6 protein-coding genes are annotated in these 13,247 nt (G+C 63.9%); 4 read left to right on the top strand and 2 right to left on the bottom strand.

Features of this window, described 5'->3' with window-relative positions; all coding sequences use genetic code 11:
- Positions 1-8: 8 nt before the first annotated feature.
- Positions 9-4,661 (bottom strand): dermonecrotic toxin domain-containing protein, encoded by a 4,653-nt coding sequence (locus tag HU751_RS10155; protein WP_186732487.1) that lies wholly within the window; start codon positions 4,659-4,661, stop codon positions 9-11.
- Positions 4,662-4,795: 134 nt separating this feature from the next.
- Positions 4,796-6,799 carry a BCCT family transporter gene (locus tag HU751_RS10150; RefSeq protein WP_050707305.1) on the bottom strand — a complete coding sequence of 668 codons (2,004 nt, stop codon included), beginning with the start codon at positions 6,797-6,799 and terminating at the stop codon, positions 4,796-4,798.
- Between the two features lie 478 nt (positions 6,800-7,277).
- Here HU751_RS10150 and betI point away from each other — a divergent pair, with 478 nt between their 5' ends.
- The 4 genes from betI to HU751_RS10130 all read left to right on the top strand — a co-directional run bounded on the left by betI (position 7,278) and on the right by HU751_RS10130 (position 13,216).
- Entirely contained in the window at positions 7,278-7,934 is a 657-nt protein-coding gene (gene betI, locus HU751_RS10145) for a transcriptional regulator BetI (RefSeq protein WP_186732486.1), read from the top strand.
- Positions 7,935-7,972: 38 nt separating this feature from the next.
- A complete protein-coding gene (gene betB, locus HU751_RS10140) occupies positions 7,973-9,445 on the top strand; it encodes a betaine-aldehyde dehydrogenase (protein WP_046853877.1) in 1,473 nt (490 codons plus the stop codon).
- Between the two features lie 76 nt (positions 9,446-9,521).
- Positions 9,522-11,219: a choline dehydrogenase gene (gene betA, locus HU751_RS10135; protein WP_186732485.1), complete on the top strand. Its 1,698-nt coding sequence runs from the start codon at positions 9,522-9,524 to the stop codon at positions 11,217-11,219.
- Between the two features lie 254 nt (positions 11,220-11,473).
- Positions 11,474-13,216, top strand: a complete 1,743-nt coding sequence (locus HU751_RS10130) for a potassium/proton antiporter (protein ID WP_186711977.1) — start codon at positions 11,474-11,476, stop codon at positions 13,214-13,216.
- Positions 13,217-13,247: the final 31 nt, after the last annotated feature.

The raw sequence follows: 13,247 nt of genomic DNA, 5'->3' as shown, positions 1-13,247 counted from the left end.
CCGCTCCGTCAGCTCAGGGGAATGATTCCCACCACATCGGCCGAGGTCAGCCGCCCCCTGTGCACCCGCTCACCACTGACCGCTTCGTACTGCCGACCCATGAAGCGCTGGCTCCAGACCTTCAGATGCCCATGGGTGAACGCCTCCAACGGTGCGGACTGTGATGCCAGATGGAAATGCGCCGCCCAGAGGCTTCGGCCCTTCGTTGCTCCTGGCGCGTTCAGGAGAGTGATCCTGAACTCGTCGAAGGGACTGGTCGTGACTGACGTGTCCCGCCTCACGTAATCCACCTTGAGCAGCCCCTGATCATGGAGGAAGCGCAAGCCCTGCGCGGTCGGGTAGCGGGTCTTGCCGTACAGCTCCGTCAGCAGGCGGGTCCGCTGCACCTCGAGATCCGTCACAGCGGCGCTCAGACGTGCGCTGCGCACCTCACTCACGCCCTGCCCGGCCAACACGGCAGCCGTGCCCTGCAATTTGTCGATCTGGCGCTTCAACAAGCGCTCCAGGGCCTGACCGCTGACGTCATCCTTCACATAGGCCTCGGCGATCGCGAGCACATCCTCGTTATCCTGAAGCAATGATGACAAGAGCCCTTCGACATCCTCAGCCTCGCCCTCGACTGGCGGCTCCTCGACTGTCTCCTTACGCTGGAGCCACTCTCCATCCTTCAGGTCAAACACCTGCAGGGCTTTCTTGCCGAGCGGATCCTGAACCTCCCACGCCGTCTTTCCCTCCACTTGCGTGGCAATGACCAACAGACCGTCGTTGTTGCGTAACGCGCGCTGGGGCGCCGCCGTCCTCGGATAAGGCACTCTCCTGGGCGCTGTCAGTACGCCATCCTGCTCGGCGAGCGCATCCACCAGACGGCGTCCGGCATCATCCTTGAGCAACTGCATGTGGGTCCGGTAACGCTGGAGCATGTCAACCTCGACCAGGGCACCGCCCGTGCGTTCCAGGTGCAGGGCGTTGATGATCGCCGCTGCATAGGCGTCCCAGGCTTGCTGGAGAATGCTGATCCTGTCGGCTACGCCCAGGCTCGACATCAGTGACTCACCGTGAGCGGTGGCCGCCCCTCGAAGCGTGTCGGCTGCGAGGTCTTCCCGGTACCTGAACAACTGGCGCTGACCGCCATCCAGGTGCAGCGCGAGGTCGGCCAGATTCAGGGCGTGGTGAAAGCGCAGGTCGATGGTGGTAAAGCTGCGCTTGGCGACCACTTGTCCAACCGTCCACTGCATGCCACCCAGGCCAAGATTCAGTTCGTCCGGCACGCCGGCAAGCAACTCGTCCAGAGCGCCCTGGGCGACCAGCATGCGCTCCTGAATCTCTATGACCTTTGCAAGCTCTGCACGAAATTGCCGGTACTGCTGACGTACCTGCGCTCCCACACCCGCGTCGAACTGCGCGGCCAATTCATTCATCCGCGGAAAATTCGCCAGGTGCTGCAACTCACTGAGAATGAAATCGCTGTTACGGATCAGCCCGGCGATCAACGTCTCTCTTTGCAACTGGAGCGTCTGGGAGAACCCCGCTTTTCGGTAGCTGCCGTACTTGGGTTCGAGCATGGACTGCAGGATGTCGCACTGCTCACGATCCAGCCGCACCACCAGCTCAGCCTGGACGACTGCCTGCAGACGCAGGTGGTCCTGCTCGATGTCGTGCACGGCATATCGCTGCTCGTAGGAAGCCATGATCCTGTCGGATCTGGCCATGTCGAATGTGTCGTCCTTGTTCTGCTCGGCCACCAGCCGCCGACGCGCTTCCTCCGCCTTCAACCTCCCCAGGTGCCTGATCCGCTCCTCGGCCTTGATGACCTCGCCCGTGAGCCGATGGAATTCCTTCATTTCAACATTGGCCTTGTCGTTCAGACTGTCGGTGGTCGACTGCAGCTTGGCAAACTGTTGCGCCAGGCGCTCCCTCGGCATGCCACCACTGAGGCGCAAGCGGGAATCGATTCGCCAGGCGCCTTGCTCGAACACCAGCCACGGCCCCATCTTCCGGGCCGCATCGATGACCCTGACTTCTCCATCTGCCACTTGCACGGAGAACACCTCGCCGAGCATGGCGACATACTGTTGACCGCCAATCTCATACAAGCCTGACGACGAAGGTGACAACCCCTCCACCACGACGCTCGAGCGCATCGCCATCAACGTCTTGCGCTGCTCTGGAGCCAGCCAGTTGAACCCCTGGTTGCCCCGCCAGGAAAAGTCGATAGCCAGCCCTTCCTGCATGGCGAGCGGTCCCGGCATACCCACCTTGCCTCGCGTCGGCTTGACCCTGGCTGCCGCATGGCCACCCTCCTGCGCCGGTCGCCCATCGAACACATTGGCATCGAGCGTCGAAACCGTCCCAGCCACTTCTACGCGTGGCAGCCGAGCATGCAGCAACGTCATGCCCAGGTTGACAAGCAGATCGACGGTGGCCGCCTCCCGTTCGAATTCACTGCCCCCCTCCAGGGCCTGGCCGTCACCCTGCAGGCTGGCGAGGGTCTGTACCAGCCAGGCCACAGTGGCCACTGGCCCCCTGACCAGCAAGGTGGCCACGTCAAACAGCAGCCAGGCGCCTTTTCCGAGGGTCGCCCAACGCTGCTCGGTATTGGATGTGCTCTGGCGTTCGGCAAGGGTCACCAGCAACGCCCGGTTCGCGGCATAGAGTTTCTCGTCCACATCACTCAACCAAAGGCGCGCGTCGAATAGGGCCGGACCTGGCCGCTCGGGCAACTGATAGGGGTCGATACCGACATGAGTGATGTGTGGCTCGGCAAATCCACCGTTGTCATAGACCGGGCGAACATCCGGGTCCATCCAGGTCAGGATGCTCTGCTGCAACGTATCCGATGTGCGAATCGCCGCCATCATCGTGTCGATATCGGCATACTGGCGCAGCGGATCGGCCTGATAGAGCGGGCGGTAGAGCAGCACCAGCGGAGGCGCCGTTGAAAACAGCACGTACATCCCCTGCACCAGATCGTAGCGAGCCGATGACTGCTGCCGCTTGAAGGCGAGCGGTATCAACCCGCCGGATTGCGGCGCCGCGTCGAAGCTGCCTTTGCACAGGTCGAGGACGCGCTGCAGGCCTGCTTCGGTAATCTTGCGATCGAGTTTTGCCTGCAGGGCGGTGAACCGCAAGGACTGGCGCCATTCCCGGGCGAAACGCCGGGTACGCTCGGAGCGGGTCGCCGGATCGTCCAGTGCATTGGCCACGTAAGCAGGATAGCGGCCACCGATGTCGACAGCCTGCACGAGCCTCTTCAGATACGCGGCGTTCATCCAGGACGCGATCAATTGATCGTTGGCGTGCCTGATGCGCTTGATGGTGGCATCGCCCAGGGCGCCGAGGTTGGCGACGGCGAACTCGGTCAGGGTCATCTCGCCCATCGACACCAGAGGTTCTCCACCACCGCTGCCAATGCCTGCACCACCCGGCATGCCTTTGCCGACCTGAAGTTCCAGGACCAGCTCATCGGGGAAATAGTTGGCCTCCAATGGATAGTCCTCGAGCATCTGCTTGCGCAGTTGCTGACGGGCATAGGCCCGCAGCTCTAGCACGCCGTCCAGGGCCGCCACACCTTCTGCGTCAGCCTGGTCCAGGGCCAGGTCCAACAACCCCGACTGACAGGCAAAGCTGTCGCTCGCCGACGCAAGGCCTATGCCTGGCGGCACCGCAGGCGAACTGTCCTCTTCGACGAAGTAGCCGCCCACGAACCACTGCGCAGGGTCGCTCAGATCCGCGAACAGGTCTTCCAGCCGGGCCAGAGTCAATCCGTGCAGGCGCAGCTGCCCGATACGCTCGAGCATATGCCCGAGCAACAATGCGCCCAGCTGGGCGAACACATTGCCTTCGAGCTCGTGACGATCCCAGGTCATGGCGGTGAACCGGTAATGCGATGCAAGCTCATCCCGTAGCGCCAGGGCGAAATCGTCCAGCGACGCGAAGGCCCTGACCTGGCTCGACGGCGCGCACCACAGCACGACCTCACGCTCATCCCACTCTCCCGCCAACAGCAAGCCAGGCTGCATCAGCGGGTACTGCTGTCCGTCCGCGGTCAACTTCGCCTCCACGACGAACACCGAAGGTTGGTCATCGCCGCCGCGGATCAAGCCTCGGACACAGGCTTGCTGCTGGTCGTCCAGCCCATGCAGCGGCAGATTGCGCAACAGCGCCATTTTCAACACCAGCTGAAACCAGCTGTCGCGACTTTTGCCTGAGCTGCCCGGCTCGCGCCAGTAGTCGACCTGAGCCTGGCAGAAGTGCTCGATCACTGCTGCCGGCAATGCGTTGAGCGCCGGAGAAATACCCGTGAGGCGACGCGTGTCCAGTGCATTGTGCGAGCCGGGGAAACGGTGCAGCCCCGCCAGGCCGAGGTTGTGATGGCGCCCGTCGAGAGCCTCCAGGTCCAACGGTGTGCCGTCGAGCATCGCCTGCAACACGACATCCACCAGCGGGGCGGTGGTCCAGTACTCGGTCTCGGGATCGGGGCTGTCCAGGATCAGCGGATCGGCTGATTCCAACGCTGGCTCGACGAAGGCCAGCCAGGGCAGCTCCGTCAGCAGTACTTGCAGCAGTTGCCGACTCACAACCTGACGCAGGGTCGGGCGGTCTGCGAACTGCCTGGCAACGGCGCTCTTGAAGTCGAAGATCTGGGTCGAGGTATTGCTCATGCAAGGGCTCCGCTCATGGATGAGCCGCCACCATGCCCCCGCCCCCGCACGGAGCAGGCACTACATATTGCCCACCCGAAACGACAAGGGGCCCGACGCTTGCGCGCCGGGCCCCTCGCTCACTTCAGCCGTGATCAGCTGTACACACGCCCCAGCAACTGGCGGTGGCTTTCGAACTGATCGAGCACGTCACGCACGATCTGCTCGCGGGTGAAGCCCATCAGGTCGTACTCCTGGCTGCCGTCGTGCAGATACACCTCGGCACGGTAGAAGCGCTGGCGCACTTCCGGCTCGCCCTCGACCGGCGCCTCGCTAGGTGCGGCCATGTAGCCGTCCAGGCTGGCTTCGTAGACGAACGGGTTGCCCTCTTCCATCATCACCCGCAGGCCCATCATGTTGCGCGACTGGCCAACACGGGTCTCGACCTCGAAGCCCAGCGTGCGCAGCTGCTCGGCGGCTTCCTTCAGCGCCGGGCTGACCTGCTTGTCCATGAAGCGTTGCACCACAGCCTGGGTCGGTTGCAGGTCCAGCTGGCTCAGGCGCTCGCTGAAACCGCGACGACCACGGGCGGCCAGTTCGGCGCGCTCGCTCTCGACCGCGACGTCCTGCTTCATGGCCTTCATCAGGCCGAACATGAACAGCACCAGGACCACCGAGAACGGCAGGCCGGCCAGTACCACCATGGTCTGCATGGCTTCGAAGTTACCGGCGAACAGCAGGCCGATGGTGACCAGGGTGATGACCACCGACCAGAACACCACCATCCAGTGCGGGGCGTCTTCGTCAACCTTGCCGCCTTTGCACGACAGGTTGGCCATCATCACCGCGCCGGAGTCGGCCGGGGTCAGGAACAGCACGAAGCCGACGAACACCGCCACACCGATGACGATCTTGGCCGCCGGGAAGAACTCCAGCAACTGGTAGATCGACATCGACGGCTGTTCGAGCGCTGTCTTGCCCAGCTCCACGGCGCCCTGGTTGATCACCAGGTCCAGCGCGGTGTTGCCGAAGATCGACAGCCAGGCCAGGGTGAAGCCCAGCGGGATCAGCAGCACGCCGCTGACCAGTTGGCGCACGGTACGGCCCTTGGAGATACGGGCGATGAACATGCCGACGAACGGGCCCCAGGAGATCCACCAGGCCCAGTAGAACACGGTCCACAGGCCCAGCCAGCGCTCGGACTTGTCGTTGTCGCCTTCATAGACGTAGAGGTCGAAGGTCTTGAGCACGACACCGTTGAGGTAGTCGCCGATGTTCTGCACGAAGCCGTTGAGCAGGTGCAGGGTGTTGCCGGCCAGCAGCACGAAGATCAGCAGGCCGCTGAACAGCAGGATGTTCAGGTTGGACAGGCGACGGATGCCGTTCTCCACGCCCGACACCGCGGCCACGGTGGCAACGCCCGCCATGACCAGGATCACCACCAGCAGGTTGGTCTTGCTGTGGTCCATGCCGAACAGGTATTCCAGGCCCGAGGCCACCTGCATCGAACCGATGCCGAGGTTGGTCACCAGGCCCAGCAGGGTCACGAACATGCCGAAGATGTCCACGGCATGACCCGCGCCACCCTTGACCCAACGCTCACCGACCAGCGGGTACAGCGCCGAACGCAGTGCCAGCGGCTGGTTGTGACGGTAGGCGAAGTAACCCACGGCCAAGCCGACCAAGGCGTAGATCGCCCAGCCATGCAGGCCCCAGTGCAGGAAGGTCAGCTGCAAGCCCTGGCGCGCGGCCTCGAGGCTGGCAGGGGTGCCTTCTGGTGGGTTGAAGTAGTGGTCCAGCGGCTCGGAGGCACCGAAGTACAGCAGCGAGATACCGATGCCCGAGGAGAACAGCATGCCGGCCCAGGCGCCGTAGCTGAAGTCGGGGGTGTCGTCCTTGCCGCCAAGCTTGAGCTTGCCGTAGTCGGAGAAGGCCAGGTAGACGACGAACAGCAGGTAACCGCAGATCACCAGCATGTAGTACCAGCCGAAGGTACGGGTCAGCCATTTCTGGGCGACGCCCAGTGCCTGGCCGGCGGCTTCGGGGACAGCGATCAGCAGGGCAGTCAGAACGAGGATCATCAGCGCCGAGGTGTAGAACACCACGCGGTTGACCCGTACCCGCTCGGCGGGGGGGGTTGTCAGGGAGGCAGAACTCATTGCACGAATGCTCCGGGCAGTGCGGCAGTGGAGGCTAAACAGTTATGTCCCGCGCAATTGGTGCAATAGCCCTACTGCGCAAGGTGTTATAAAAGGCACCTGGAAACCGTGATCCCGAATCGAAACGCTGCAAAAAAAACAGACCGGCCGCCTGTCGCCTTGCCACGCACTCAGCAGAAGGTGCGCGCATTCGCCACAGACCACCTGGCCCGCTCCAAGGGCCGACCGCGCAGTCCGTGACCGCTCGGCAGAATCTGTCCTTTGCATCGCTCATGCCCGTCAACGCCTTGTATTCCGGGGGTTACACGATTTCCTGGGGTGTCGATTCGTGTCCCTTTGACGGCCTGAAAAACTGTCAATGGCACAAATTGTCGCAGAGCTTATTCTTTATTGATTGAACGTTCAATCAAAACAAAATAGACTGGCCTCGCCGAGGCAGCCGCTCGTCGTCTGCCCGCAGGCCTGAGGAGATAGCAAGATGCCCAAGGTCGGTATGCAACCCATCCGCCGCCAGCAGTTGATCGAAGCCACATTGCAGGCGGTCGATCAGGTCGGACTGGGCGATGCCAGCATTGCGCTGATTGCCCGTTTGGCCGGCGTGTCGAACGGCATCATCAGTCACTACTTTCAGGACAAGAACGGCCTGATCGCAGCGACGATGCGCCACATCATGAACATGCTCAACGAGGGTGTGATCGCGCGTCGTCAGGCACTCACGGACGACAGCCCGCGTGCCCACCTGAAGGTGATCATCGAAGGCAACTTCGATGCGAGCCAGGTGAATGGCCCGGCAATGAAAACCTGGTTGGCCTTCTGGGCCTCCAGCATGCACCAGCCGTCTTTGCACAGGTTGCAGCGGATCAACGATCACCGCCTGTATTCCAACCTGTGCTGTCAGTTCCGCCGCGTCCTGCCGCTCTACCATGCGCGCAAGGCTGCCCGCGGGCTGGCAGCCCTGATCGACGGCCTGTGGTTGCGTGGCGCCCTGTCGGGGGATTCATTCGACACCGACCAGGCGATACGCATCGCTTACGAATACATGGATCTACAACTGGCGAAACAGCAGTCCCTGGGCACAACCGACCAGGCCTCTGAACAGCCGCGCGCAGCGACCAGCCAACCGGCAGGAGCGTGACGCGGCAGCCAACCACACACTGCACTTGCGAGGACACTATGGCCCGTTTCGGAACGCAAAAACTCTACATTGATGGCGCTTACGTCGACGCTGGCAGCGACGCCACCTTCGAAGCCATCAACCCGGCCACCGGCGAAGTCCTCGCCCATGTGCAGCGCGCGACCCAAGCCGACGTCGAAAAAGCCGTCGAAAGCGCCGAGCGCGGTCAGAAAGTCTGGGCGGCGATGACCGCCATGCAGCGTTCGCGCATCCTGCGCCGCGCCGTCGATATCCTGCGCGAGCGCAACGACGAGCTGGCCATGCTGGAAACCCTGGACACCGGCAAGTCGTACTCCGAGACCCGCTACGTCGACATCGTCACCGGCGCCGACGTGCTGGAATACTACGCAGGCCTGGTACCGGCCATCGAAGGCGAGCAGATCCCGCTGCGCGAATCGTCCTTCGTCTACACTCGTCGCGAGCCGCTGGGCGTGACCGTCGGTATCGGCGCCTGGAACTATCCGATCCAGATCGCCCTGTGGAAATCCGCCCCGGCCCTGGCCGCCGGCAACGCGATGATCTTCAAGCCGTCGGAAGTCACCTCGCTGACCACCCTGAAACTGGCCGAGATCTTCACCGAAGCCGGCCTGCCGAATGGCGTGTTCAACGTCCTGACCGGCAGCGGCCGCGAAGTCGGCACCTGGCTGACCGAGCACCCGCGCATCGAGAAAGTCTCCTTCACCGGCGGCACCACCACCGGCAAGAAAGTCATGGCCAGCGCCTCCAGCTCCTCGCTGAAGGAAGTGACCATGGAACTGGGTGGCAAGTCGCCGCTGATCATCTGCGACGACGCCGACCTGGACAAGGCCGCCGACATCGCCATGATGGCCAACTTCTACAGCTCCGGCCAGGTCTGCACCAACGGCACCCGCGTGTTCATCCCAGCTGCGATGAAAGCCGCCTTCGAAGCCAAGATCGCCGAGCGCGTCGCCCGCATCCGTGCCGGCAACCCGGAAGACGAGAACACCAACTTCGGCCCGCTGGTCAGCTTCCAGCACATGGAAAGCGTGCTGTCGTACATCGCCAAGGGTAAAGAAGAAGGTGCCCGCGTACTGTGCGGCGGTGAGCGTCTGCTGGACGGTGACTTCGCCAAGGGCGCGTTCGTGGCCCCGACCGTGTTCACCGACTGCACCGACGACATGACCATCGTCAAGGAAGAGATCTTCGGCCCGGTGATGAGCATCCTCAGCTACGAGACCGAGGAAGAAGTCATCCGTCGCGCCAACGACACCGAATACGGCCTGGCCGCCGGCGTCTGCACCAACGACATCAGCCGCGCCCACCGCATCATCCACAAGCTCGAAGCGGGCATCTGCTGGATCAACGCCTGGGGTGAGTCGCCGGCCGAAATGCCGGTTGGCGGTTACAAGCAGTCGGGCGTCGGCCGTGAGAACGGTGTCAGCTCGCTGGCTCAATACACTCGCATCAAGTCGGTCCAGGTCGAGCTGGGCGGCTACAACTCGGTTTTCTAAACCCCGTTTAGCCACGCCCGTGCCTTCGCGCACGGGCATTTGCGCTCCCTGACCACCGCCAACGAGGGTACTTTTCATGTCCCAAGAATTCGATTACATCATCGTCGGTGCCGGCTCGGCCGGTAACACCCTGGCCACCCGCCTGACCGAAGACGCCAGCGTCACCGTGCTGCTGCTGGAAGCCGGTGGCCCCGACTACCGCTTCGACTTCCGCACCCAGATGCCGGCCGCCCTGGCCTTCCCGCTGCAGGGTCGCCGCTACAACTGGGCCTACGAGACCGATCCGGAGCCGCACATGGACGGTCGCCGCATGGAATGTGGCCGCGGCAAGGGCCTGGGTGGCTCGTCGCTGATCAACGGCATGTGCTACATCCGTGGCAACGCCATGGACTTCGACGGCTGGGCTGAACTGCCGGGCCTCGAGGACTGGACCTACCTGGACTGCCTGCCGTACTTCCGTAAAGCCGAAACCCGCGACATCGGCCCGAACGACTACCACGGCGGCGAAGGCCCGGTCAGCGTGGCCACGCCGAAAGCCGGCAACAACCCGCTGTTCCACGCCATGGTCGAGGCCGGCGTGCAGGCCGGTTACCCGCGCACCGAAGACCTCAACGGCTACCAGCAGGAAGGCTTCGGCCCGATGGACCGTTCGGTGACCAAGAACGGCCGTCGCTCCAGCACCGCCCGCGGCTACCTGGACCAGGCCAAGAAGCGCCCGAACCTGACCATCGTCACCCACGCCCTGAGCGACCGCGTGCTGTTCGACAACAAGCGTGCCATCGGCGTGACCTACCTGGTGGGTGACAGCGAAGAGCGCGTCGAAGCCCGTGCCCGCAAGGAAGTCATCGTTTCCTCCGGTGCCATCGCCTCGCCGCAGCTGCTGCAGCGTTCCGGCGTCGGCCCGCGCGCCCTGCTGGAAAGCCTCGACATCCCGGTGGTCCACGACCTGCCGGGCGTCGGCGAGAACCTGCAGGACCACCTGGAACTGTACCTGCAGTACGCCTGCACCCAGCCGGTGTCGCTGTACCCGTCGCTGCTGTGGTGGAACCAGCCGAAAATCGGCGCCGAGTGGCTGTTCAACGGCACTGGCATCGGCGCCAGCAACCAGTTCGAGGCCGGCGGTTTCATCCGCACCCGTCCTGAGTTCAAGTGGCCGAACATCCAGTACCACTTCCTGCCGGTCGCGATCAACTACAACGGCTCCAACGGCGTGAAAGAGCACGGCTTCCAGGCGCACATGGGCTCCATGCGCTCGCCGGCCCGTGGTCGCATCCAGGCCAAGTCGAAGAACCCGCGCCAGCACCCGAGCATCCTGTTCAACTACATGTCCACCGAGCAGGACTGGCAGGAGTTCCGCGACGGCATCCGCCTGACCCGTGAAATCATGGCCCAGCCGGCGCTGGACGCGTTCCGTGGTCGCGAGATCAGCCCGGGCGCCCACGTGCAGACCGATGAAGAGCTGGACAAGTTCATCCGCGAGCACGCCGAAACCGCCTTCCACCCGTCCTGCTCGTGCAAGATGGGCACCGACGACATGGCAGTGGTCGACGGCGAAGGTCGCGTGCACGGCATGCAAGGCCTGCGTGTGGTCGACGCCTCGATCATGCCGCTGATCATCACCGGCAACCTGAACGCCACCACGATCATGATCGCCGAGAAGATCTCGGACAAGATCCGTGGCCGCAAGCCGCTGCCGCGCAGCACCGCCAAGTACTACGTGGCGGGCGATGCACCAGTGAAGGGCAAGCCGATGCGTGAAGTGAAGCAGGCCTGACCGGCACCTGTGGGAGCGGGCCTTGCTCCGCGATGGCGTAGGATCTGGCGACGCCACTGTCCTGACGGGCGCCATCGCGGGGCAAGCCCACCCACAGCTTCACGCAACACCTGAAAAGGCACCTCTCGAGGTGCCTTTTTTCATATGCAGAAACGCTTTACAGCCTGCCAATTCATCAGGTTAGAATCGATTGGCACGTGACCTGCTAGTTCATGCTGCAAGTCTTATTTCCCGCTGTCCCGGAGTACCTGCCTTTGGATGCGAGCACCATAAACAGTCTGTTCCTGATCGGCGCGCTGCTGGTCGGGGCCAGTATCCTGGTCAGCTCGCTGTCGTCACGCCTGGGCATCCCCATTCTGGTCATCATCCTCGCGGTCGGCATGCTCGCCGGGGTCGATGGTGGCGGCATCATCTTCAACAACTACCCGACCGCCTACCTGGTCGGCAACCTGGCACTCGCCGTGATCCTGCTCGACGGTGGCCTGCGCACCCGGGTGGCGAGCTTCCGCGTGGCGCTGTGGCCGGCCCTGTCGCTGGCCACGGTCGGCGTGCTGATCACCACCGGCCTGACCGGCATGGTCGCCGCCTGGCTGTTCGACCTGAGCCTGATCCAGGGCCTGCTGATCGGCGCCATCGTCGGCTCCACCGATGCCGCGGCGGTGTTCTCGCTGCTCGGCGGCAAGGGCCTGAACGAGCGGGTCACCGCCACCCTGGAGATCGAGTCGGGCAGCAACGATCCGATGGCGGTGTTCCTCACCGTCACCCTGATCGACATGATCGCCAGCGGCCAGACCGGCCTGCACTGGAGCCTGCTCACCCACCTGCTGCGCGAGTTCGGCATCGGCGGGCTGATGGGCCTGGGCGGCGGCTGGCTGATGCTGCAACTGGTCAACCGTATCAACCTGGCCAGCGGCCTGTACCCGATCCTGGTGGTGGCCGGCGGCCTGGCGGTGTTCTCCCTGACCAACGCCCTGCACGGCAGCGGCTTCCTCGCCGTGTACCTGTGCGGCCTGGTGCTGGGCAACCGGCCGATCCGCAGCCGCCACGGCATCCTGCACATGCTCGACGGCATGGCCTGGCTGGCGCAGATCGGCATGTTCCTGGTGCTCGGCCTGCTGGTCACGCCCCACGACCTGCTGCCCATCGCCCTGCCCGCCCTGGGCCTGGCGCTGTGGATGATCCTGGTCGCGCGCCCGCTGTCGGTGGTGGCCGCGCTGCTGCCGTTCAAGGCCTTCCATGGCCGCGAGAAGGGCTTCATCAGCTGGGTCGGCCTGCGTGGCGCGGTGCCGATCATCCTGGCGGTGTTCCCGCTGATGGCGGGGCTGCCCCAGGCCCAGCTGTTCTTCAACCTGGCCTTCTTCATCGTGCTGGTGTCGCTGCTGGTGCAGGGCACCAGCCTGCCGTGGATGGCCAAGCTGCTGAAGGTCACGGTACCGCCGGACCCGGCGCCGATTTCCCGCTCCGCGCTCGAAGTGCACGTCACCAGCGAGTGGGAGCTGTTCGTCTATCGCCTGGGCGCCGAGAAATGGTGCATCGGCGCCGCCCTGCGCGAGCTGAAGATGCCCGAGGGCACGCGCATCGCCGCGCTGTTTCGCGGCGAGCAACTGCTGCACCCGTCGGGCAGCACCGTGCTGGAGGTCGGCGACATGCTCTGCGTGATCGGCCACGAACATAACCTGCCGGCGCTGGGCAAGCTGTTCAGCCAGGCGCCGCAACGTGGCCTGGACCTGCGTTTCTTCGGCGATTTCGTCCTCGAAGGCGATGCCGAGCTGGGCGCGGTGGCCGCGCTGTATGGCCTGAAACTCGATGGCCTGGACGCGAAAATGCCGCTGGCGCAGTTCATCCGACAGAAGGTCGGAGGCGCGCCAGTAGTAGGCGACCAGATCGAATGGCACGGCACGATCTGGACCGTCGCGGTCATGGACGGGAACAAGATCCAGAAAGTGGGCGTCAGATTCCCCGAAGGTACCCGCCCCGGACCCGGGCTGTTCCTCTAAACTCCGATTTGCCGCGTAACACAAGAACTCT

The organism is Pseudomonas peradeniyensis, from assembly GCF_014268935.2.
GTDB classification, from domain to species: domain Bacteria; phylum Pseudomonadota; class Gammaproteobacteria; order Pseudomonadales; family Pseudomonadaceae; genus Aquipseudomonas; species Aquipseudomonas peradeniyensis.
The sequence above is the reverse complement of the archived record's forward strand: the minus strand, read 5'-3'. Positions and strand labels throughout refer to the sequence as shown.

Bases quoted from the DNA above. Each gene is read 5' to 3' on its own strand.
- betA (WP_186732485.1), top strand. From the start codon at position 9,522: ATGTCCCAAGAATTCGATTACATCATCGTCGGTGCCGGCTCGGCCGGT.
- HU751_RS10155 (WP_186732487.1), bottom strand. From the start codon at position 4,661: ATGAGCAATACCTCGACCCAGATCTTCGACTTCAAGAGCGCCGTTGCC.
- betI (WP_186732486.1), top strand. From the start codon at position 7,278: ATGCCCAAGGTCGGTATGCAACCCATCCGCCGCCAGCAGTTGATCGAA.
- betB (WP_046853877.1), top strand. From the start codon at position 7,973: ATGGCCCGTTTCGGAACGCAAAAACTCTACATTGATGGCGCTTACGTC.
- HU751_RS10150 (WP_050707305.1), bottom strand. From the start codon at position 6,799: ATGAGTTCTGCCTCCCTGACAACCCCCCCCGCCGAGCGGGTACGGGTC.